The organism is Treponema sp. Marseille-Q3903 (assembly GCF_014334335.1).
Taxonomy (GTDB): Bacteria; Spirochaetota; Spirochaetia; order Treponematales; family Treponemataceae; genus Treponema_D.
This window is the reverse complement of the sequence record NZ_JACSEU010000001.1, coordinates 278,947-302,071: the sequence shown is the minus strand read 5'-3', so window position 1 is coordinate 302,071 and position 23,125 is coordinate 278,947. Positions and strand designations below refer to the sequence as shown.

At 36.6% G+C, this 23,125-nt stretch carries 24 protein-coding genes; 7 read left to right on the top strand and 17 right to left on the bottom strand.

What is annotated here, in order from left to right; genetic code table 11:
* Positions 1-11 precede the first annotated feature (11 nt).
* The 5 genes from H9I37_RS01405 to H9I37_RS01385 all read right to left on the bottom strand — a co-directional run bounded on the left by H9I37_RS01405 (position 12) and on the right by H9I37_RS01385 (position 5,716).
* The gene (locus H9I37_RS01405; protein WP_222864164.1) at positions 12-1,508 is read right to left on the bottom strand and encodes an L-fucose/L-arabinose isomerase family protein; all 1,497 of its coding nucleotides are present in this window, start codon (positions 1,506-1,508) and stop codon (positions 12-14) included.
* A gap of 136 nt (positions 1,509-1,644) precedes the next feature.
* A complete protein-coding gene (locus tag H9I37_RS01400) occupies positions 1,645-2,295 on the bottom strand; it encodes a DUF4867 family protein (protein ID WP_187380709.1) in 651 nt (216 codons plus the stop codon).
* Between the two features lie 133 nt (positions 2,296-2,428).
* Positions 2,429-3,148: an acyl-[acyl-carrier-protein] thioesterase gene (locus tag H9I37_RS01395; RefSeq protein ID WP_187380708.1), complete on the bottom strand. Its 720-nt coding sequence runs from the start codon at positions 3,146-3,148 to the stop codon at positions 2,429-2,431.
* Positions 3,149-3,214: 66 nt separating this feature from the next.
* Positions 3,215-4,699: a xylulokinase gene (gene xylB, locus H9I37_RS01390; RefSeq protein ID WP_187380707.1), complete on the bottom strand. Its 1,485-nt coding sequence runs from the start codon at positions 4,697-4,699 to the stop codon at positions 3,215-3,217.
* Between the two features lie 162 nt (positions 4,700-4,861).
* Positions 4,862-5,716: a YitT family protein gene (locus H9I37_RS01385; protein WP_187380706.1), complete on the bottom strand. Its 855-nt coding sequence runs from the start codon at positions 5,714-5,716 to the stop codon at positions 4,862-4,864.
* A 97-nt stretch (positions 5,717-5,813) separates the two neighbouring features.
* On the opposite strand from H9I37_RS01385, the gene H9I37_RS01380 reads away from it, so the two are divergent.
* The 3 genes from H9I37_RS01380 to proB all read left to right on the top strand — a co-directional run bounded on the left by H9I37_RS01380 (position 5,814) and on the right by proB (position 8,476).
* A complete protein-coding gene (locus H9I37_RS01380) occupies positions 5,814-6,335 on the top strand; it encodes a hypothetical protein (RefSeq protein WP_187380705.1) in 522 nt (173 codons plus the stop codon).
* Positions 6,336-6,416: 81 nt separating this feature from the next.
* Positions 6,417-7,682, top strand: coding sequence for a glutamate-5-semialdehyde dehydrogenase (locus tag H9I37_RS01375; protein ID WP_187380704.1), 1,266 nt, complete (start codon positions 6,417-6,419; stop codon positions 7,680-7,682).
* Positions 7,679-8,476 (top strand): glutamate 5-kinase, encoded by a 798-nt coding sequence (gene proB / locus H9I37_RS01370; RefSeq protein ID WP_187380703.1) that lies wholly within the window; start codon positions 7,679-7,681, stop codon positions 8,474-8,476. Before H9I37_RS01375 ends, proB begins: the two co-directional genes overlap by 4 nt.
* Here proB and H9I37_RS01365 read toward each other — a convergent pair whose 3' ends face one another.
* Together H9I37_RS01365 and H9I37_RS01360 are read right to left on the bottom strand one after the other, a co-directional pair.
* Positions 8,477-9,301 carry a YdcF family protein gene (locus tag H9I37_RS01365; RefSeq protein WP_187380702.1) on the bottom strand — a complete coding sequence of 275 codons (825 nt, stop codon included), beginning with the start codon at positions 9,299-9,301 and terminating at the stop codon, positions 8,477-8,479.
* A 50-nt stretch (positions 9,302-9,351) separates the two neighbouring features.
* Complete coding sequence (locus H9I37_RS01360) at positions 9,352-10,674, bottom strand: PP2C family protein-serine/threonine phosphatase (RefSeq protein WP_187380701.1); 1,323 nt, start codon at positions 10,672-10,674, stop codon at positions 9,352-9,354.
* Between the two features lie 173 nt (positions 10,675-10,847).
* Between H9I37_RS01360 and H9I37_RS01355 the strand changes: the two genes are divergently transcribed.
* The 4 genes from H9I37_RS01355 (at position 10,848) to H9I37_RS01340 (ending at position 14,851) form a co-directional block, all read left to right on the top strand.
* Entirely contained in the window at positions 10,848-12,200 is a 1,353-nt protein-coding gene (locus H9I37_RS01355; protein WP_187380700.1) for a sodium-dependent transporter, read from the top strand.
* 78 nt (positions 12,201-12,278) lie between these two features.
* A complete protein-coding gene (locus H9I37_RS01350; RefSeq protein ID WP_187380699.1) occupies positions 12,279-13,316 on the top strand; it encodes a lysylphosphatidylglycerol synthase transmembrane domain-containing protein in 1,038 nt (345 codons plus the stop codon).
* A complete protein-coding gene (locus H9I37_RS01345) occupies positions 13,313-14,017 on the top strand; it encodes a CDP-alcohol phosphatidyltransferase family protein (protein ID WP_187380698.1) in 705 nt (234 codons plus the stop codon). Before H9I37_RS01350 ends, H9I37_RS01345 begins: the two co-directional genes overlap by 4 nt.
* A gap of 21 nt (positions 14,018-14,038) precedes the next feature.
* Positions 14,039-14,851: a phosphatidylserine decarboxylase gene (locus H9I37_RS01340; RefSeq protein WP_187380697.1), complete on the top strand. Its 813-nt coding sequence runs from the start codon at positions 14,039-14,041 to the stop codon at positions 14,849-14,851.
* A gap of 20 nt (positions 14,852-14,871) precedes the next feature.
* On the opposite strand, the gene H9I37_RS01335 is transcribed toward H9I37_RS01340, so the two are convergent.
* The 10 genes from H9I37_RS01335 to dnaN all read right to left on the bottom strand — a co-directional run bounded on the left by H9I37_RS01335 (position 14,872) and on the right by dnaN (position 23,090).
* Positions 14,872-15,903 (bottom strand): peptidylprolyl isomerase, encoded by a 1,032-nt coding sequence (locus tag H9I37_RS01335; RefSeq protein WP_187380696.1) that lies wholly within the window; start codon positions 15,901-15,903, stop codon positions 14,872-14,874.
* Between the two features lie 148 nt (positions 15,904-16,051).
* The gene (locus H9I37_RS01330) at positions 16,052-16,846 is read right to left on the bottom strand and encodes a DUF6675 family protein (RefSeq protein ID WP_187380695.1); all 795 of its coding nucleotides are present in this window, start codon (positions 16,844-16,846) and stop codon (positions 16,052-16,054) included.
* An 11-nt stretch (positions 16,847-16,857) separates the two neighbouring features.
* The gene (gene jag, locus H9I37_RS01325; protein WP_187380694.1) at positions 16,858-17,547 is read right to left on the bottom strand and encodes an RNA-binding cell elongation regulator Jag/EloR; all 690 of its coding nucleotides are present in this window, start codon (positions 17,545-17,547) and stop codon (positions 16,858-16,860) included.
* Between the two features lie 37 nt (positions 17,548-17,584).
* Positions 17,585-19,426 carry a membrane protein insertase YidC gene (yidC, locus tag H9I37_RS11585; protein WP_187380693.1) on the bottom strand — a complete coding sequence of 614 codons (1,842 nt, stop codon included), beginning with the start codon at positions 19,424-19,426 and terminating at the stop codon, positions 17,585-17,587.
* 26 nt (positions 19,427-19,452) lie between these two features.
* The gene (gene yidD / locus H9I37_RS01315) at positions 19,453-19,686 is read right to left on the bottom strand and encodes a membrane protein insertion efficiency factor YidD (RefSeq protein WP_187380692.1); all 234 of its coding nucleotides are present in this window, start codon (positions 19,684-19,686) and stop codon (positions 19,453-19,455) included.
* Positions 19,679-20,047, bottom strand: coding sequence for a ribonuclease P protein component (gene rnpA, locus H9I37_RS01310; RefSeq protein ID WP_187380691.1), 369 nt, complete (start codon positions 20,045-20,047; stop codon positions 19,679-19,681). The genes yidD and rnpA overlap by 8 nt, the downstream gene beginning before the upstream one ends.
* A gap of 9 nt (positions 20,048-20,056) precedes the next feature.
* Positions 20,057-20,212: a 50S ribosomal protein L34 gene (gene rpmH, locus H9I37_RS01305; RefSeq protein WP_187380690.1), complete on the bottom strand. Its 156-nt coding sequence runs from the start codon at positions 20,210-20,212 to the stop codon at positions 20,057-20,059.
* Between the two features lie 70 nt (positions 20,213-20,282).
* Positions 20,283-20,855 carry a DciA family protein gene (locus tag H9I37_RS01300; protein ID WP_187380689.1) on the bottom strand — a complete coding sequence of 191 codons (573 nt, stop codon included), beginning with the start codon at positions 20,853-20,855 and terminating at the stop codon, positions 20,283-20,285.
* The gene (recF, locus tag H9I37_RS01295) at positions 20,842-21,945 is read right to left on the bottom strand and encodes a DNA replication/repair protein RecF (protein WP_187380688.1); all 1,104 of its coding nucleotides are present in this window, start codon (positions 21,943-21,945) and stop codon (positions 20,842-20,844) included. Before recF ends, H9I37_RS01300 begins: the two co-directional genes overlap by 14 nt.
* A 14-nt stretch (positions 21,946-21,959) precedes the next feature.
* Entirely contained in the window at positions 21,960-23,090 is a 1,131-nt protein-coding gene (gene dnaN / locus H9I37_RS01290) for a DNA polymerase III subunit beta (RefSeq protein WP_187380687.1), read from the bottom strand.
* Positions 23,091-23,125 lie beyond the last annotated feature (35 nt).

Here is a 23,125-nt window from a genome sequence, read left to right as displayed (position 1 = left end):
TTCTATCTCTACTATGCCCAAGGGTTTTCTGTCGGATAACGAACGCCTTTAGGTTGGTTATATCCGATTTCGTCTACAGCTACACCGATGTATTTAAACACTTCATAAAGCTGTTTTCCAAAGTGACCGAATGCAACTGCCCCGTGGTGCGGAAAGTTCTTTTCAAGAAGAACGTGACGATAGAAGCGTCCCATTTCAGGGATTGCAAATATACCGATTCCTCCAAAAGAACGTGTAGCAACCGGCAAAACTTCACCTTGTGCAATGTATGCGCGGAGGATGTTGTCAGCAGTTGACTGCAAGCGATAGAATGTGATATCGCCCGGCATGATATCTCCTTCCAAAGTTCCGTTTGTAACTTCAACAGGAAGAGAACGAGCCATAATCAACTGGTATTTCATCTCGCAAAATGAAAGTTTGCTTGATGCAGTATTTCCGCAGTGGAATCCCATAAATGTGTCGTTGATTGTGTATTTTCCGCATTTACCTTTGATGTCTTCATCATAGATGTCCTGAGGAACAGTGTTGTTAATATCGAGCAATGTAACTGTATCGTTAGAAACAACTGTACCGATAAATTCAGAAAGACAACCGTAGATATCTACTTCGCAAGAAACAGGAATTCCTCTGCCTGTAAGGCGGCTGTTTACATAACAAGGAACGAATCCAAACTGTGTCTGGAATGCCGGCCAGCATTTTCCTGCAATCGCAACGAATTCTCGGTAGCCTCTGTGAGCTTCAATCCAGTCTAGGAGCGTGAGTTCATACTGTGCAAGCTTTTCAAGGATTTCCGGTTTTTTGTTTCCCTTTCCAAGTTCTTTTTCCATATCCGCAGCAACTTCTTTAATTCTCTTGTCGCCAGCGTGCTTGTTGAATGATTCAAACAAATCGAGCTCCGAGTTTTCCTCAATTTCAACGCCGAGGTTGTAAAGCTGTTTGATTGGCGCATTACAAGCTAGGAAGTTCAACGGACGAGGTCCAAATGAAATAATCTTCAAGTGGTTCAACGCATAAACAGCCTTTGCGATTGGAGCAAATTCGTGAATCATGTCTGCGCATTGCTCCGCAGTTCCAACTGGATATTCAGGAATATATGCTTTAACATTGCGTAGTTTTAAGTTGTAAGAAGCGTTGAGCATACCGCAATATGCATCTCCACGCCCCTGAATGAGACCGCCGTTTTTAGACGTTTCTTCTGCGGCAGCACAGAACATCTTTGGCCCGTCAAAATGTTTTGCAAGCAATGTTTCAGAAATCTCAGGTCCAAAGTTTCCAAGATAAACACAAAGTGCGTTACATCCGGCTTTTTTGATATCTTCAAGAGCCTGAACCATGTGGATTTCGCTTTCTACGATGCATATTGGGCATTCGTAAATTTCATCTTTCCCATACTTCTTTGTAAAAGCTTCTATCAACGCCTTTCTTCTGTTTACTGCGAGGGATTCCGGGAAACAGTCACGGCTGACTGCGACGATACCAATTTTTACTGTGGGTTTGTTACTAATCATATTTTGCTCCTATAATTAATTTAACGTTTTAGCAGACCAATAAAGTGTTGATTTGGTCTCATTCTATATTAGAATTACTAGATGTCAAGCAGAGGTTTTACCTATTGTGGCATCGATTACGCTTTAATGTTTTTGTTTATTTTGATGCAATATCTATGTTTACTCCGCTCAATCCGACAAAAGCACCGTTTTTTGCTTCATTTGAATCTGGATGTGCGATGAGCCATTTGTTGCGAGCCCAGAGCAATCTATCTTCAATGTTCAACTTCTTGAGTTCCGGCGCTGATGTGTTTGTATCTTTTGGAAGAACGACGATAACACGGAAACCTTCTTTAGAAACTTCTCCATAACGAACTGCATTACACGGAGCATAGTGGAGCGTTGTTTCGTAAATTTCCACAATTATCCCTTTTGGAACATAAAATGCTTCAACACAAGACGTGCTGAGTTTTCCATTTTTTACAGACTGAAGCGGAGCAAGAAGAAGCACTATATCATTTGCAGGGATATTTAACTCGGAACCACGATGCCATTCGAGGCAGTTTAACTTTGTGTTGTTTCCGTTACAATATCCAACTTGAATCGGCATTCCTCCATAAGCATTTGTACTGAATTCTTTTGCAATGGGAAGAGATTCAAGTCCTGCATCCCCCGGTTCGTAAACTACAGCATTATCCGGTTTTTTTGTTGTGTTTTCGAGTTGTTTTAGTAGATCTTTTACATCATAACCCGTCAAAACCTTTCCATACCTTTCAAAACTGTGAGAGAAAACTGATTTTATACGCATTTTTGCTCCTAAATTTGATTTTCTTTGTTAAATTATAACACCAATAATGTCAGTTTGCGACATTTTTAAACTCAAATAAGGAGATTCACCGAGTCCGAACTTGTTTTTCTTGTTTTGCCTGCGGAACAGGGCATTATTCAAATACTACTTGTGTTTTTAAACTGCCATCAGTCCCAAAAATATTGCAGATATGCAAATTCTGTTCTTTTGCATATCTACAGATAATCTCTTCGCTTTCTTTTACAGCGGCTTTGTAACTTATGCGAAGTTTTGTAAATGCTCTTTCGCAGTATATTGCCTTTGGAAGAGATTCAAGAGCGTAGTCTAAATAAATAAGATTGTGAACGTGGTCGTTAAAGTCAATATCTGCACGGCGCGTCATGATTTTAACTTCATTTTCATAAAATTCAGGAACTGGGATGCGAGGAAGCTTCGTGTCTGCAAACGTTTGCCTATCTTCCGGTTGATATTTAGCAATTAACTCCGCCTCGATTTTGCACGGTCTATTGCGTTCAAGGTCAAGCTGAATCCATTTTGTAGTGCCTATCACAGAGAGGTTGCCGTTGCAGTAAAGTTCAAAATCTCTCGTGCACACTAAAGGATTTTTTACGAGCTCCGACCATGTTTTAGCAAGAACTTTATCACCATATTTCGGATAAGAAAGAATTTCTATATACCAGTCTGTCAAAACCCAAGCTTTACCGTTGCTTGTCCCCTCAAGAATTGCGTCCCCTGCCGTATCGGAATGTTTGTTTCCTGAGTTCTCTAAGATTTTAAGAATAGAAGAAAGTTTCATTTCTCCATTTTTTTTGTAGTCTTCAAGAATCGGTTGGTAATTAAAATCTATAATCATAAAATTTCCTTATCCTCTACAACGGACGCACAGGTTTTGCGTTTTTAAGGTTTCCATAATAAATGTTTATCTGTACAAAGGCGATAGTGTCTCTACAACTTCCGAATACTTTTTGTACGCTGCATTGTATTTTTCAACATTGTCTGCGATTGGATTAGTGCTCTTTTTTTCATCGAGTTTAATGTGTTCCGCACAAAGCTTTACGATGTCGCATTTACCTGTCAGATTTTTTAAACACCAAAGGGCTTGAACGGCGCCTCCGAGAGCTGCTGCTTCATCTAAAAGAGGAACTCGAACAGGCAAATTCATAACATCGGCCGCAATCTGACGCCAGATAGGTGATTTTGAACCGCCACCAATCAGACGAATTTCTTTTGGGTGGAATCCAAGTTTTCGGAAAGCATCGAGCCCTCCGCGCATTGCAAATACGGCAGACTCGAGAGAAGCTCTGGCGATGTTTGCACGGTTTGTATTTGCAGATGTCAACCCGGTAATGCTTGCTTTTCCGTTTGGAAGGTTTGGAGTTCTCTCTCCGTTGAAAAAAGGAACAACAAGGACGCCTTCTGCCCCACAAGGAGATTTTGCAGCTTCGGCATCTAATTCTTTTACTTCCATCTGGAAAAGATTCCTGACAAATTCTGTTGCAACAGTACAGTTCATCGTGCAAAGGAGAGGAAGCCAGCCGCCTGTTGAAGAACAGAATCCGCTCAATCCGTTTGCAGGGTCGCTTATCGGTTTATCAGAATAACCGTAGAGCGTTCCAGAAGTTCCCATAGACATTGTCAAAAATCCGTCAGCAACTGTTCCTGTTCCAATGGCACCCATCATGTTGTCTCCGCCGCCGGCAGAAACAGGGATTCCTGCAGGAATTCCATATTTTGAAGCTGCTTCAGAAGTTACCCTTCCGGCAGGTGCGCTTGGCTCAATAAGAGTTGGGAGAATATCTATCAATTTCGGATCGATGATATCGCATATTTTCTTTGACCAGCACCGATTTTTTGAATCAAACAATGCCGTGCCTGAAGCGTCCCCGTACTCCATCACGTAGTTACCGGTCAACTTCCAGTTGAGATAGTCGTGCGGGAGCATAATATATTTGAGCGCAGCAAAAGCGTCTGCTTTATTTTTTTTCAACCATAGAATCTTTGGAGCGGTAAAGCCTGTAAGCATCAAATTTCCAAGAGCATCAACTACTGCGTTGTCTCCGCCTGCTTTTTTTGTGATTTCTTCACACTCTGCAGTCGTAGATGTGTCACACCAAAGTTTGATGTTGTACAAAGCTTTGCCATCTTTATCAAGAGGCACAAAACCGTGCTGCTGCCCGGAAACTCCGATCGCTTCGATTGTCTTTTTGTTTTCTGCAGACAACTTTCCAAAACAAACTTCAAGACCTTCGTCAAACCATTGCGCCTTCTGTTCGCGTTTTCCATCCGATTCTGAAATCAAATCCATAGGGCAAGAAGCTTTTTCTATAATTTCTTTTTTTTCATAATCGTAAATCACGACCTTCATACTCTGTGTTCCAAGATCAATACCTGCGACTGTTTTCATTTTTTGACTCCTGTAAAAGCCTTCGATAGGCGCTTCAACTAAACAAAGCAATCGATATTTTGTTCAAACGTCTGATAAAAATTGATAGGTGCTTTGCTTTGCCATACATTTTGATAACTCAAATTCTATAAAAAAAGATTTATAAGTCAAGGGTAAAATTCCTTAATCTTTTTTTCGCATAAAAAACTTGCCATGCAAAGATTTTGTCTGAAGAAGATTTATAAATGCTCCGGGATCTATCTGTTTAATCAGCAAACATAGCTTTTCAGCTTCTTCCGAAGAAACAACTGTGTATAGCATTTTTCTTTCCGCCCCTTGATAGCAACCGTTTCCTTTAAAAAGAGTAGCATCGTGATGTGTCGTATCGGAGATGAGCTTTACAATTTCGTTTGTCTTCTCTGTAATAACAAGCAGCGTCGTCTTCTGATATCGTTTATAGAGAAGATTTAAAACTTGCGTCGAAGTATACTGATATATGATTGAATAAAGAGCTTTATCCCAACCAAAGAGAATTCCAGCCAAAACAAGAACGCAACAGTTTCCAATAAATATGTAATTCCATGAGCTTTTTCCGGTTTTTTCTGAAACGATTATCGATATAAAATCTGTTCCGCCGCTGGTTGCATCTGCAAAAAGTGCGCAGATAATCGCAAACGAACTGAAAAGCCCTCCGAAAACTGCGCACAAAAGTATATCTCCCGTAATTGTAAAATGAGGAAAAGTATCTGCAAAAAGACCCGAAAGCAACACAAATACAAGCGAATAAATTGTAAACTTTTTACCGACATATTTAAAACAAAATGCCGCCGGAATCATATTTAATGCCCAGTAAAACGGACTGAACGGAATCTTTATTCCAAGAATTTTATCAAACACTTCTTGAATTAAAATAGCGACACCGGTAAATCCTCCGGGAAGAAGTTCTGCTGTATATACAAACGAATTTATATTCAAAGCCATTAAAACGGCACCCAATACAACTAAAAAAATCCGAAAAAGATTGCGTTTTATGTTCATTCCTCAAATATAATATTGAAAATATAAATTTGCAATTTGTTTGCTCTCAGACAAACTTTTATTGACCATTTTTTAATTTATCTTTAATATCTAAAATATGATTAAGCAAGCAGAAATACTCTCAGAATTTTTGGACAAATGTACGGTCTCTGCTCTTTCGGATTTCTTAACAAAATCGAACGACTACGATGACTCTGCTGACAAAATCGCCTCGGCTTTTGGTTCAAATCAAGATTTTTCTAACATGACAACTGAAGACGCTTCAAAACTCCTTTCCAGTTTCAAAAACAATCTTACACTTTTAATCCAAAAAACTTGGGTTGAAAAATCAGATATTGCTTTGAAAGATCAACTCCTATATCAATTGGACATCTTCCTAAGTAACGAATCTTGGAGAGACAACTACGATCTATTCCTTCAACTTATCAATCAGGCTGTGTTTTTAATGTTTGGTCAAAAACCTGATAATCCGGATTTTGCAGAATACACTCTCCGCATCGATCCTGAATTTGGGATTTTCTGGTGGTACATCTCAAATCTTCCGCCCAAAACCGAATGGTCAGATGAAAAGTGCCGGACTGCAATGTTGTTAGGAATGTATTTCTTAGCAAATTATTAATTTGAAAGTTATAGCCGGAGCTTTTTAGAAGTTTCGGCTTTTTTTATTTACAAAAAAATTGCCTTTGACAAGGAGATTTTTATGGATATTGAAAAAATTACGGCTTCGCTCAGAATTGCAAGTCAAACTCTCTCTCTGCAAACTGCAAGTAAAAAAAACAAGGCTCTTTGTGCAGTTGCTGATGCTCTTAAAAAAAATCAGGATTCAATTATAGCTGCCAACAAAAAAGATATAGAAATCGCACGAAAATCGGGAATGTCTGAATCTATAATCGACCGGCTTTTACTCAACGACAAAAGAATTGACGGAATAGTCGAGAGCTTAAGGCTTGTGATTGCCCAAACAGACCCTGTCGGCGAAGAGATTTCCGGTTGGAAAACGCCAAACGGGCTGAATATCCGCCAAGTTCGAGTTCCTCTAGGAGTAGCAGCAATTATCTACGAGAACAGACCGAACGTCACGGTCGACGCTTTCAGCCTTGCATATAAAAGCGGAAATTCGATTTTGTTGCGCGGGTCATCATCTTCCTATAACTCGAACAAAGAACTTGTCAATGTGATAAAAAATGCCCTTGCCAAAACAGAAGACGGAGTTGCCGATGCGATTGAACTCGTTGAAGTAAAAGAACACGACCACAGCGATGTCGATAAAATTTTGACTGCCGTCGGAAAGATCGACGTAGTTTTACCTCGCGGAGGTAAAAAACTGATTGAAACTGTAGTCAACAACGCTCGCATTCCGGTGATAGAAACGGGAAGCGGAGTCTGCCATCTCTATGTCGATGAATTTGCAGATTTGGAAATGGCATGTAAAATTGCGGAAAATGCAAAAATTCAGCGTCCAAGTGTTTGCAACGCAGTTGAATGCATTGTTGTAAACAAGAAAATCGCTGTAAAGTTTTTGCCAATGATGACAAAAAAATTTGATGGCAGGGTAAAAATACACGCCGATGAAGAATCTTACAAAATTTTATTTTCTTCGGCAAATCCCGAAATTTTGATAAAAGCGCGCGATGAAGATTTTGGAAACGAATATCTAAGCAATGAATGTTGTATAAAAACAGTTTCTTCGATAGAAGGTGCAATCGACTACATCAACGGTCACAACACAAAACACAGCGAAAGCATAATAACGGAAAGCCGCTCACATGCAAGACTTTTCCAGTCATCAATAGACGCAAGTTGCGTTTACGTAAATGCAAGCACGCGTTTTACAGATGGCGGAGAATTCGGGTTTGGAGCAGAACTGGGAATCAGCACGCAAAAACTACACGCACGCGGACCAATGGGAATAAAGGCTCTTACAACAACAAAATATTTAATTGACGGAGATGGACAAATAAGATGAACGATATAAGCACAGCATTCAATAAAGCACGTAAAATTGTAATAAAAATTGGAAGCAACACGCTCGCAAAACCTGATGGAACCCAAAATACCGAATTTATGGCAGATTTTGCCACGCAGTGTGCAGGAATGATAAAAAAAGGGAAGCAGATTGTCCTCGTTTCTTCCGGAGCTCAAGTTGCCGGAGTTTCTACAACAAAAGAATGGGCAAGAAAAAAAGATGTGCATTACAGGCAGGCGCTTTGTTCAATCGGGCAGGTTGAATTGATGCATCAGTGGCGAAAGGCGTTTTGCAAAGAATATCTTCACATCGGGCAACTTCTCCTCACAAAAGATGATTTTGAAAGCGAACACAGAAGTCTAAATATCCGCAACACGCTTTTTACACTAGTTGACGAAGGGGTCATTCCAATTATCAATGAAAACGACAGCGTCAGTTGTGATGAAATAAAAATTGGCGACAACGATAACTTAAGCGCACTGACTGCAATTCTGTGGTCGGCAGATATGCTTATTCTATTCAGCGATATAGATGGAGTTTATTCAGATAACCCAAAGACAAATCCAAAGGCTAAACTTATTGAATCGGTTTCTTCAATTCCTGAGCTTTATAAAAATATAAAAATCGGCGAAACAAACTCGTTCGGAACAGGTGGAATCGAAACAAAACTTCAGGCTGCCGAAAAAGTTACGGCGTACGGAATTGAAATGCTTTTGGCAAACGGCGGAAAAGAAAAGATTCTCGAAACCCTTTCAACAGATAACGCCAAGGGAACTCTATTTAAAGTCGAATAATCAGCCTGTAATGATTTTTGGATTCCCGGTCAATAATATTCTGATATTCAACTTTACATACGCACAGATTTCCCGAACATAGCTCATTGGAATTAAAATTATCGGCGTCTGGGCAGGAATTCCTTTTATATTCTCAAAACCCATTCTGTGGGCAAGGCGTTCTGCGCGTCTTAAATGGAATCTATTTGTAACTACAACAACTTGGCTTTTTAAAATATCAGATTTGTTTACACCTTGATTTTTTGCAATGATTTCACAGCTAAACTGAAAGTTCTGAATTGTATCAAGAGCTTTGTCTTCAACTAGAATTCTGTTTGCATCTACACCACGCAAAACAAGTTGTCGTTTTAATTCAGGGGCTTCCGAATACGGCAGCCATTTTAGAGTTCCACCTGTAACGACACAAATTGCCTTGCGTTTTTTTTTCATATATTCAGACGTTTTCTCAACCCTGTTGATTACACTTTTTGGAAGCGCTCCGTTTTTATCTATTCCTCCGCCAAGCAAAATCACGTAATCGGAATCTTCTTCTATATCTGCAATTTTTGGATTTAAGATAAAACATAAATTGATAATTGCGACAAGAACACCTAGCGACGCAAAAACACATACAATTATTTTGACAGATTTTTTCCAAGCGCTCCAAAATGAATGCCCTGTTTTTTTTCGCCACACTCCTACGAAAATTAAATATAAACCTGCAAAAGTCCAGATATGCGAAAATGCAGTTAGGTTATCTAAAAAAGTTCCCGGATTCATCGTTAAAATGAGAAAATCATAGAATATGAAAACTCCACCAAAAATAAAAAACAAAATTGAAATCATAAAATACCTTGATGCTTATTGCCGGACTTTATAATAAGCAAAATCAATTGTCATAGACTTTTTATGATGATAAAGGAAATATCATCAGGTTGTGATATTTTACCGGAAAAATCTTGCATTCTTTGAGTAATTACTTCACTTTGTAACGCTGTTGAACATGAGTGTATTTCTTTTATTATTGACAAAAGCCGTTCATTTCCAAATTTTTCATTACTTGCATTTACAAGATCTGTAACGCCGTCTGAATAAAGGAAAAGTTCGTCTCCTTCTTCTAAAAAGAATTTTTCAGATTTATAAATTGCCGTAACTCCCGAAAACCCTATTGCACCAATTGATGACCTTTTTTTCTCAAGAAAATGACAGCTATCATCCTTTGCTCTATAAATTATAGGAGACGGATGCCCTGCATTTACAAATTCAATTGCATATCCAGCCGGTTTTTTTTCTATGCGCATCAAAACGCCTGTAAGGTAGTTTTCAATATCACCTTTTTCTGCAATAAAACGGTCATTGATTTTATTCATTATTTCCCAGAGTTCAAGGTCGGGTGAATCATAAAATTCCTGAACGATTATATTTTTTACAAGCATAGTGACAAGCCCTGACGAAATTCCGTGTCCCGAAACATCAAATATGCCAAAGCCCTCCAGATTTTTGCCTGTTTTGTAAAAATCCAAAAAGTCCCCTGAAACTCCAAGCATCGGTTTACTAAAATAAGAGATATCAAATTCTTCAAGCTGGGAAATATCGCTTTTAAAAAAGTTTTTCTGAATTGAAGCGCCCATGTTGATTTCTTTTTGAAGTTTAATATTTTGCTTTCGAAGCTTTTTTTCAAAGATAAACACGATCGAAGTAAACACTAAAATAACAAAGAATAGTGAAAAAATCGTGATTGAAATATTCGCCAGCTTGATAGCACTAATAACAGTTGAAGGAACCATATATTTGGGATAAATAAAAATATTCTCATAATAAACAAAAATGACGCTTGTTATCAGAGTAACAGCATATCCAAATTTATGGTGTTCTTCAAAAATTGTGAAAGGGAGCAATCCCATCAACAAGATGAAATAATAAAATTTAGCATCAGTTCCAAGATAATAAGTAGCAAGAACTTGATGAGCTATAACCTCTACAACAGCTATAAGATAAGGTCTGACAAACGTTTTTTCTTTTTCGATTCTAAGCAAAAGGACAAAATATAACCCGACACTAAAGAAATTGAAAAAAAACATCGGGTAAACTTTTATTTTAAAAAATGTAATACATATTAAAAAATGGTAAAAGAAAGCAAATATTTCGGTAAAAAACGAAACTAGAACAGCACGCCTGTGCGGAGAAGCAAGACCTTTAGAAGAAAATTTTTCTAGCATAGCCGTATTATTATATCATATTCCTCTTTTTTTTTGCTATAGATAATGAGAAAAAAAATGAAGTATTTTAAAAGAAAACTTTAATTTTATTAAAGAAAATAAATCGGTTTGAACGAATAAGTTTTATACATTTATAGACCTTTTTTATTATAAATGATAGCATCGGTTTCATCATGAGAAGCAAATTTTCCAGTCGGCTAGGTTATGTTTTGGCAACAGCAGGAAGTGCAGTTGGCTTAGGAAACATCTGGCGTTTTCCTTATCTTTCAGCAAAATACGGTGGCGGTATATTCCTTCTTGTATACATTTTGCTCGCCTTGACTTTTGGATACACAATGATCATCAGTGAAACGGCTCTTGGTCGCATTGCAAGAAAGAGCCCGGTCGGTGCATTTAAACATTTTAGGAACTCAAAACTTTCTTTAGCAGGAGGTTGGATCAACGCAATTATCCCAATGCTGATCGTTCCTTATTATTCGGTTATCGGCGGATGGGTTTGCAAGTATCTTTTTGAATATGTCACATTTAACCGCGAAAAAGCAGCATTAGATGGATTTTTTACATCGTTTATTTCAAATCCTGTTTCAACAGAAATATGGTTTTTGGTTTTTGCGATAATCTCTCTGACAATCGTATTTACAGGTGTTCGACACGGAGTTGAAGCCGTTTCCAAAGTCATGATGCCTATCCTCGTAATTCTTGCGGTAGTGATTGCAATTTTTTCGATGACAAGAAAAGGAGCTGCCGACGGTATAAAATATTTTCTTGTTCCAAATTTAAGCAATTTTTCATGGATGACTGTCGTTGCCGCAATGGGACAGATGTTTTATTCTCTTTCAATTGCAATGGGAATTCTAATAACTTATGGTTCTTACATGCACTCTGATGTTGATATTGAAAAATCTACATTTCAGGTTGCTGCCTTTGACACAGGAATCGCCGTCCTCTCCGGGCTGATGATTATTCCTGCTGTTTTTGCTTTTTCAGGAAACGATCCTGCAGCATTGAAAGCCGGTCCATCACTGATGTTCATCTCTATTCCAAAGATTTTTGCCGAAATGGCTGGCGGAAACATTATTGGAATTATGTTTTTTATTCTAGTGTTCTTTGCCGCAATGACAAGCTCAATCGCTCTCCTTGAAACAGCAATTTCAACTTTTGAAGATGAACTCGGTTGGTCTCGGCATAAAGCAACAATCATGATGTCCTTAATCATGGTCGTACTCGGTTCTGTAAATTCTCTCGGATTCAGTTCTCTAAGTTTTGTAAAAATTTTTAAGATGGATATTCTAGACTTTTTTGATTTTACTACAAACTCAATTATGATGCCGATTGCAGCTATGGCAACATGTTTATTGGTATTAAAGAGAGTCGGCACAAAAGAAATTGAAAAAGAAATCATGAAATCTTCTTCGTTCGCAGGAAAAGCTCTTTATAAATTTTGTATCAGATTTATAGCTCCTATCTTTATCCTAGTGATTTTAATCAGTTCAATTTTAAACGTGCTTGGAATAATAAACTTATAATGTTTCTTAAAATACTCTCTAAAATATGCTCTATAGAATAATTTTAGCAAATGAGATAGAATTAAAACCGATTTATATATGAAAAATAAAAAATTACTTTGGTTTTTTGTAGCTCTCATCTTATCTGCTTTGACGATTTTTACGATTTTTAAAAGCAGCGGACTTTCTTTTCAAGACTTTGTTTACAATATAAAAAACGCATCTTTAATTTGGTTGCTTGCAGCAATCGCATGTACAATTTTATTTATTTTTTTTGAAGGCGAATCGATTGTTCAGATTTTAAAAGGACTTGGATTAAAAGCAAAACACCGCAGAGGTTTCCTTTATTCTGCCGCCGATATTTATTTTTCCTCTATCACTCCATCAGCCTCTGGAGGACAGCCTGCAAGCGCTTTTTTTATGCTGAAAGACGGATTTTCTGCTCCGGCGGTTACAGTTTCTCTTATTTTGAACGTAACAATGTACACTATTTCAATCATTGTGCTCGGAATTTCAACTTTAATTTTTTTCCCTTTTTATTTTAAAGATTTCCCGCTTTTGGGAGAAATAGTCATCATTTTTGGAATTGTGATGCTGGCTTTTCTTGTTACAGGATTTGTGTTGATTTTAAAACATCAGTCAATCATAATGCGGCTCGGGAATTTTGCGATAAAGATTTTAAATAAAATTCATCTTAAAAAAGAAGCGGAGCGCCTACAAAACAAACTCGAATCGCTTGTTGCAAATTACAATCAATGTATCCGAGTGATCGCCGGAAAAAAGAAAATTCTTATTAAAGTATTCTTCCTGAATTTTTTACAACGAATATCACAGATATTGATAACTGTTTTTTCATATTTTGCACTTCACGGCGACATTTCCAAAGGTCTCAATATCTTTGCCATTCAGGCTTATGTTGTACTTGGCTCTAATTTTATACCAGTTCCGGGTGCAATCGGGATTTCTGAATATTTAATGCTCTGCGGTTACATGCTTTTGATGAACGAAGAATCGGCTTATAATTTAGCAATATTGAGTCGTGGAATTTCTTTCTACACATGTATAACAATCAGCATTATTACTGTACTTTTTGGATATATTATGACAAGATATAAAGCGAGGTTGAATTCAAAATGATTGGATTTTTTGATTACACTGTTTGGCTTACTTACATTTCAATGCTTTCGGGAACTGCAGGCATTATGCTGTGTTTAAACGGAATTGGGCATCCATACGTTGGAATGTTCTTTTTAATGTTCTCCGGTCTGTGCGATGCGTTCGACGGTAAAGTTGCACGTACAAAGAAAAACCGCACTGAAAAAATGAAAAAGTTTGGCATTCAAATCGACTCTCTTGCAGATTTGATTTGTTTTGGAGTTTTGCCTGCCTGCATCGGAATTGCAATGATGAGAGTTTCTATTTCTTATTCAATGCTTCCAAATTTCAAGTTCCTGCGGCTTGCAGAAAAACCGACTGTTGTAATCGTCATTTTAACTACAATTGCAGTTTTGTATGTTCTTACAGCGCTTATCCGTCTTGCATACTTCAATGTCATGGAAGAAGAAAGACAAGAGACAGAAGACGGCGCCCGCAAAGTTTATGTAGGATTGCCGGTTACAAGTTCCGCACTGATATTCCCGACAATTTTAATCCTTCACATTTTTACAAATGTTGACCTCATGTTTCTCTATTTCTTATTTCTCGCAATCGTAGGATTTTTGTTTATCTCAGAAATTCAGGTTCGCAAACCAAAAACAAGAGATATTTTGATAATGGTTGCTATTGGAGCAATCGAAGCTGTTATCCTTGTAGTTGTTTTTGTATTCCTCAAACGCTGAAAAAAATTGCATTAAGCTCTTATGGACTCGCTTAAATTTTTATATAAAACGATTCTCGGACGGCAAGTTTTAAAGTTGCTTGCTTCTCGCTGCGTCTCAAAAGTTGTAGGTCGTTATCTTGATTCAAAACTTTCATTTAATCTTGTTAAAAATTTTGCAAAAAAAAATAACATCGATTTAGACGACTATCAGATGGAAGGTGTAGATACATTCAATAAGTTTTTTTGCCGCAAGATAAAAGACGGCAAAAGACCTTTTGACATGGATTCGTCTCATTTACCGTCTCCGAGCGATGGTTTGCTTTCTGTTTGGCAAATAAAATCCGATACTGTTATTCCTATAAAACAAAGCCATTACACCGTGCGTTCTCTTTTAAAAGACGAAAAACTCTCTTCAGAGTATGATGACGGATTGTGTTTGGTTTTTAGACTTTGCGTAGATAATTATCACAGATATGCTTATCCTTTGAGCGGTAAAAAAAGCCGTAATTTTTTTATCTCCGGGGTTTTGCATACAGTGCGCCCAATCGCATTAGAGGTGCTGCCGGTATTCACAGAAAATTGCCGTGAATTTACGGTGATTGAATCTGCTGAATTTGGTAAAGTTGTTCAGATGGAAGTTGGCGCAATGTTGGTTGGAAAAATTGTCAACAATGAGCAAGAATGCTTTGCTGAGCGCGGCAAAGAAAAGGGCTATTTTGTATACGGTGGGTCAACAATCATACTTTTGATAAAAAAAGATGTCGTAAAAATCAGACCGGATATCCTTGATAATTCAGCAAATTATATTGAAACTCAGGTAAAAATGGGAGAGATGATAGGCATAAAAGCCTAACAATTCTCTATCCCAATATTTTATTTTACAAGCTTGACATCAAAGCAGATGTAAGAATCTCCTGGAATTCCAGCCTGTGGAACTCCGTATGAACCGTAAGCAAGTTCTGGAGGTATCACAATCTTTCGAGTCTCACCGAATTTCATTTCCTGAACCATTTCGTCAAAGCCCGGAATCATCTCTCCGCCGGCTGTCGTGAACATAAGCGGATCGTGTCCCTGTGGATGAAATTCTTTAGAAGCATCAAATATCTGTCCGCTTGGTAAGTAACCTTTGTATTCAACTGTTACTTTTTTACCTTTGCCGCAAACAGCTCCGCTACCTTCTTTCAATATCTTATAGTAAATGCCGCTTTTTGACTTTTCACACCCTTCGATAACTTTGGCAATTGCTTTTGTTTTTTGTGCAGAAAGGAATTTTGCAGCAGCACCTTTTGCAGGTTCTTTCATCGCATCAAAAGACTCTTGAGTTACTTTAAATGCTTCGGCATCTTTTCCCTGTCTGATAATCTTGATAGATTTTATTGTATCGCCCTGAGAAACAGAATCGACAATATCTTGTCCGGAAACTACTTCTCCAAAAATTGTGTGTTTATAATTCAGCCAGTCAGTTGGAACGTGTGTGATAAAAAACTGAGAACCGTTCGTGTTTGTGCCGGAATTTGCCATTGCGAGTTTTCCCGGTTTGTCGAAGATAAAACCTTCTACAAATTCATCTGGAAATTTGTAGCCGGGGCCACCAGTTCCGTTTCCTGCCGGATCTCCACCTTGAATCATAAAATCAGAAATTACCCGATGAAATTTCAAGCCATCATAAAAAGGTTTTCCTTTGGCAGCGTCAAGTGTACCTTCTGCAAGCCCTACAAAATTAGCAACTGTCATCGGCGTTTCTTTATAAAAAAGTTTTAAAATAATTTCACCTTTTTCTGTTGTAATAACAGCAAAAAGACCTTCTTTTCCTTTCAAAGCATCCATACTTTTCCCCTTAGGACTGCACGCCGCATTTGAAATCAACGCAAGCGAAATCAAAAGTCCTGAAAAAATTTTCTTCATTTTTTTTATCATTTTTTATCCCCATAAAAAACACCGCGTTAGCGGCAGCGCACGGATGCGCTGAAACAAAGTTTATAAAGTGCGACGCACAAAATAAACTTTCGTGATAAAAATCACACGGAAGTAATTTTTATCACAACTCTTTTTGTTAAAATTGTGTAAGAAACCATTTATAAACAGCATCCATTCTTGAAGTCATAGAATCTGTTACTTGTTTGCGTATTCCCGGAAGTTTTTTTGCATCGAGATCTGTACAAAGATAAAGAAGCAAATCGTCTCCGCAATCAATTGCAACCATGTTGGTGATCATTTTGCCGGGCATTATAGCATGGAATGGTCCTATTCCCAACTCATCAAGAAGTTCAAAGCGGCAAAACATCTCATCGTTTTTCTGAAAATAATTGAGTTTATAAGTATTTACTCCAAAACTTGCATCATCTTGAAGACAGTAAGAAACTTGTCCATCCGCATTTCCCGTATTTTCATCTGCAATTTTTGTTTTATCTCCAGGACCTGCAATCATAAAGCATTTTTTATAAAGAACTCTGTCTTTTTTATGCGTAGTGGAATAGTACATCATTCCTTCCATTTTTGAGACTGTTCTGGCAACTCTCGTTACGTCGTCTATTGTGATTGTAGAAGCAGACGAATTACTTTTTTTAAGCAATTCCTTTTTATTCAAAAGATACAGGCCTTCGTAAGTAAAAGCAAAACCTTTTGGTGCTTTTTCAACGGCGCCATCTTGGATTTGCTTGCTGTACACGGACTTGGGAAGAAGTTTATATATCGTATCTCCATCATCTCTGTATTCGGAATAAAGACCTTCTTTTACAAGCGTGTCATAATATTTAGGCTCAACAATCTGTTTTACTTTTAAATTCTCGGCAAACAATGCAGCACAACCTAAAGACAAAAGAAAACAGCAGATTAATTTTGCAACCATTTTTTCCCTCATCAGCGGATTCCTTTATAAAGAACGCGGACTTGTTTATAAACTCCTGTTCCTTCGCTTTTTGTTTCAACATCTGGAATATCGTTCAAAGTTGTATGTATCAGCCTTCTTTCGAATGGATTCATTGGTTCAAGCAAGATAGAACTGTGCGATGAACGAACTTTGTCTGCTGTTGTATACGCAAGACGAACAAGAGTCTCCTCTCGGCGAATACGATAATTTTCAGTATCAAGAATAATGCGGACATCTTCATGTCCAAGAATTCCCGCATAGATGTTGGCAAGAAGCTGGAGCGCATCGAGGTTTTTTCCTTTCCGACCGATAAGAATTGAAGAACTTGGAGATTCTATCCTTATTCCAATTTTTTTATTTTCGCGATAAGAGATGTCAACCTTTGCTTCATAGCCCATTTTTTTAATCACAGTTGCAATGAACTCTATCAGTTTTTGTTCAAATTCATCCTGAGGAATAGGTTCTGCGTTTATTTTTTTATGTTTTTCTTCATGATCAACTTTAGAATTGTTACTTTCATCTAAAGTGTGAACTCTAATTTTCACATATCCCTTTTTAAAAATAGAATTTTTCTGTGTTTCAAGAATTTCAACATCAAATTGGTCTCTTTCAAGGCCAAGCTCGTTTACTGCCATCTCTATGGCTTCTTTTTCCGTTTTCCCTTCAAATTCGTAAGTCATTTATATACTCCCAAAATATTATTAAACATTAATTGTATTACTTTCTCTTTGCTTTTGGAGGCAAAGTTTTCTGATTTCTAACAACTTTATTATCTGCATTTTCTGCTTTTTTTGCTGCCATCATTTTATTTATGAGAAGCTGCTGAAAAATCTGAAGAATATTGCTTGTTAGCCAATAAAGAAGAAGCCCAGCCGGTGCGTTGTAGAACATAAAAAAGAACATAATAGGCATACCGTACATCATAAACTTCATTGTTGTCTTGCTTTGAGCTGATGGGTTACCGGCTTGCCCATATTGCGTGATTTTTCCCGAAAGGAGCTGTGTTGCCGTATAAATAATCGGTAAAAGTCTCAAATGGTTTCCCGTAAATCCTGAAATCAACGGTATTTCTTTTTCCCAAGTTAAAACGTTATCTCCCGTAGAAAGGTCAGGTATCCACTTTGGAATAAACATTGCCCCTCGGAATTCAAAGTAATTATTGAACAGATTGTACATAGCGAACAATACCAAGAACTGAAATAACATAGGAAGGCATCCGCTTGCCGGATTATAGCCAGCTTCTTTGTAGAGCTTAGAAGTCTCCATCTGAAGTTTCTGCTGATCGCCTTTATACTTAGCCTGAATGGCCTGAAGTTTTGGCTGCAAATCCTGCATCTTTAATGTTCCCATAGACTGTTTTTTCGAAATAGGGAACATTATTACTTTTAGTAGAATTGTCATAACAATGATAGAAACGCCCCAGTTGTGAATGACTTTATTTAGCAATTCAAGAATCATTTTAAGAATCTTTTCAAGCCAATTAAGCCATCCGCTCGTCTGCAAAGCATCGCTCACGCGTTTGCCTCCAAGGTTCCATCCGTTGTTTTCTGCAACATTGTAGCGTTTTAGATCTTTGTCATTGCGCGGACCATAATACATGTAATAAGTATCGCTGATATCTGAGCCTGAAAATGAATTTCGTTCGATAAAAGCTTGAGCATTTGCATAGTTATTTACTTCAATTTTTGAAGAATAATATGCATCTTTTATTGTCTCCGGAGCTGATGGAATCACAAGTTCAACAAAGTATTTTCCGGCAATTCCTGCCCAAATAAAATCTTTATCATATTCTTTAAATTGATTGTTTCCTAAAACTACTTTCTTATATTTATTTCCGTTATGAGCGATGAACTGGCGATTTTCATAGCGGTTTTGTTTTGGATCGTAGTGTGGACCTATCTGAGGAGACGTTCTGATTGTATAAGCAACTCCATCTGAGTTTAGACCGGTTTCGTCTGCTGTGTGAATAAGAACATCTAACTTGAATACATTTTCATCATCTTTAAAAGTATAAACTTTTCTGAGGACAAGCTTTTTACCTTTTGCCGTAATAGGTTTTGTAAAAGTAATCGATTTGTCTGTTTTTTCTACATTGAAAATATCATCTATAATTTTTGCATCTGCTTTGCCGATTGCAATCGCACCCGCTCTGTTCAAGGAATTGACGTTATCTGCCAACTGTACATAATCGTCTGTATCCATATCCTTGTGATCGAGCAATTTGTAACTTATGATATCGCCACCTTTATTTGTAAAAACAACTTCTGCTTTATTAGTTACGATTGTAAATTTTTCTTCTTTTAGCGATTCTTTTTTTTCTTCAGAATTGTTTTCTACCTCTGCTTCTACAAGTTCTTGATTTTCAGATTTTTTTTCTGTAGCTGCTGTTTTGTTTTCATTTTCCAATGAAAGTTCAGCAGGTTCTGCAACAGATTCTGTCTGTGATTGCTGATTTCCCAAACCCAATTTAAGACCTGGAAAAACCATTGGTAGAACAAAATAAGATGCAATAATAACAATTGTAGAGAGCAAAATTGCCCATATAGTATTTTTATCCACTTCTTTTCTCCTGATATTTTTTAAGATTATGGCACGGGGTCATAACCGCCTTCATGAAAAGGATTACATTTTAAGATTCGTTTAATTGAGAGAATGAGCCCCTTAAAAGGTCCATATTTTTTAATTGCTTCAAGTGCATACGCAGAGCAAGTCGGCGTAAATCTGCAACACGGTCTGTGCAATTGTGAAATACAAATCTGATAAAAACGAATAAAAAAACATAGAATCTGAGTTAAAAAAATATTTAATTTTTTAATCATCTTGCTTTAATAATTCTGCCTTTTGACACAATAAACGAATTTGATCACATCGTGAGTGGAACGAATCATTTCCCGGGTATATTAAAAACAACATATCATATCCGGTGTTCAGATGTGATTTAAATAAACGATAGACTTCACGGCTGTATCTTTTTGATAAGTTCCTTTTGACTGCGTTACCGTATCCACGAATCATAGGAAAACCGACACGATTAAAACCGAGCCCATTTTCTAAAAAAAAAAGATTTGCGCCCGGAATACTTACCTTTCTTCCGTTTTTGAACAGCTTTTTAAAAGCTACAGGATTCTTTATGCGTTCTTCACGAGTAAAAAATCCCGTTTTTATTAAGTCTGTTTCCATCCCTATAAATTAATATTTCTTTTTTTCGTCACAAACTGAAAGTTTTTTTCGGCCTTTAGCACGTCGTCTTGCCAAAATCTTACGACCACCTTTTGTCGCCATACGAGCTCTGAAGCCAAATTTTCTATTACGTTTTGTTTTGCTTGGTTGATATGTTCTTTTCATGGAACGTACTCCTTATATTTTATAAAAAAATTTCTCTATTATTTAAAAGATAAAATAGTAATAAAATATATCATTTATTTTTAAGATTGGTCAACATACTCTCTTTGATACTTTCATTAATACTTTCAAATTTTGCAAGAATTTCTGGGGGGAGAGTAGAAGTTTTCCCGTTATTTTTTTCATCGGCAGTTTTATTGAACTTTTTCAACTGATTTTCCTGCCTCTCTATTTCTTTTTCAAGCGCATTGCGCTGCTTTTCAACTTCACTGTCGTATATATCACTCAGCTTTGCCTGCGACCCTGCAATTCTGAATGCGAGCGAATTTACTTTAATTTCCGGTAAAGCCATTTTAATTCCATTCAAGATGAATTTCTGGTACATTTTCAAATATTGAATCCAGCCTGAATGGTCTGTTTCAATAAACAAAATTCCGTTTTTTAAATCTACGACGCGTGTGTTCCCTGCAAGTCTTTCGCCAATAGAAATGCGCTTTGTGTTATTTTCACTTTCGTCTCTGTATGAATGAATTTTTGAAACAACATTTTTCCAGACCGAAGTGATTTCATCTCCTTTTCCTGTCTGAATATTTGCAGCTCTAAGCATCATGTCGGCAGCACTTATCAAGCGTTTATCTTCGTTCATACCATTCCCCTCCTTCAATATGATATATTTTCGTAGAATCATGCATATAACGTTCGTAAGGTTCTCCAGGCAAAAATGTACAAAAAAGCTGATCGTATTCAGGCATCATCGACGTCAATTTTGCACGTTTGTCGGGATCGAGCTCTAGCATCACATCATCCATCATAATGACAGGTTTCATACCGGTTGAGCGTGTAAAATAAATAGATTGCGTAATTCTCAATAACAGAGAAAGCAGGCGACACTGACCTGTTGATGCTGTCGGCACAAATAATCTGTGATCTTTTACAAAGTCTATTCTATCGCGGTGAGGTCCTGACAGTGTTGTTTCAAAATTTTTATCTTTTTCCCTCTGTGATAAAAGTAAATTTATTATATCCTGCGAAGCAGGAAATTTTTTTTCGCCGGAAATTTCACTTTCTTTCCATGAAGGACGATATAAAATAGAAACTCCTTCAATACCTGTAATTTTTTCAAAAATGCTTCCAAAAATTTGATTGAATTGAAAAATTGCATTTTTACGTTTTTTTTGGATTATGAGTCCTAGCACAGCGAGCTGACTGTCATAAACATCGAGCATGTCATATTGATGGCTTTTTAAAATTAAATTGCGGCTTTTTAAAACTTTTTTATAATTTCGTAAATCGTCAATATAAGTTAAATCATAAAGAGTAAGAGACTGGTCTATAAAAAATCTTCTCGTCTCCGGCGCTCCGATAGCAAATTGTAAATCTTCATGACAAAATAAAATACACGGAATTGTATTTATAAGTTCTTTTCTGTCATGAATTTTTTTTCCGTTTTTTTCAATTTTCTTTTTATTATCCTCAAAAATTATTGAAATTTTTTGAACATCTTTATTATTTTTTTCATACATTGAATTTACACTGAAGTTTTTTTCACCGTTTTTTATAATTTGAGAATCTATATGAGTTCTAAAAGAAACCCCATAGGAAGAATAATAAAGAGATTCAAGGATGTTGCTTTTTCCCTGCCCGTTTTCTCCAATAAAATAGACCTCTCTTTTTGAAAGGTCTATAGTATCGTTTTTAAGGTTACGAAAATTATAAAATGTCTGATACAAAAACATATCTTTTATTTTTGTCAGTAACTCATAGGCATAATTACATGAATATAATCACCGGCAGGTTCACTTCTCATAATTACAGCTTTTGTAATATTTGACTCTTCATCACCTTTTGCTTCGTTTATATTAAAATCAAAAATAACATTTTCAGAATTGATAACTTTAAGCGGTTCTGTAATATAATTTACATTTAATGCCATAGATATATTTTGACCATTATATCTGCAAGGAATTTCTTCATCTGCTGTACCTATGTCGGATTCTGGGGAAATAAGTTTGAGAACTCCTGAAGAAATCTTAAAAATAATCCTGCTTACTTTTTTATCAACCATGATTGTTGTTCGTTTAAGAGCTTCATCGAGGTCAGCTTTATTGACCTGAAAAGACTGTGTTAAATTTTCAGGAATTACTTTTTGATAATTAGGATAAGAACCTTCAATCAGTGAAGAAGAAAATTCAATGTTTCCAAATTTTACAAAAATAGACTTTTCTATAACAGCAATCTGAATATTTCCTTCATCAGGAGCGTTTTTAAGAACACATGAAAGAATTTTAATCGGAATAATTGCAGGTTGAAAATCCGGAACTGAAAATCCTTTTTTTCTATCGCAAGAAAGTCTTCTTCCATCTGTTGCAACCATAGTAAGAACATCACCTTCTTTTACAAAATAAACACCTGTCATAAAATATTTTTTACCATCATCAGTCAAAACTGCAAAAATAGTTTCTCTTATCATTTCTTTAAATTCTTTAGAAGGTAATTCAAAGAATGGTATATTTTCGGAACTTCCAATTTCAGGGAATTTATCGCTTGCTTGACTTTTTAATTGAAACTTAACTTTTTTAGAGATTGGTTTTATTATAACTCCAATATCTTCCTGAATAAATTCTATATCTCCTGAAGGAAGCGATGAAAGAATGCTCATAAATTTATCACAGTAAATTGTAGTTCTTCCTTCTTCTTGAATATCAACCGGAATCAAAGTTGTAAATTTTACAGTAGAGTCTGTTGCCTTTATTGTCAAAGAATTATTTTCTGCAATTAAAAGTATATTTGAAAGAATTGATACTGCATTTTTATTTGTAATAATTTCTTGGGCTATAGAAATTTCTTTTATCATTGCGTCACGGTTAAAAGTAAATCGCATTTTTTTCTCCTTTTTACATCATATAAACATATTAT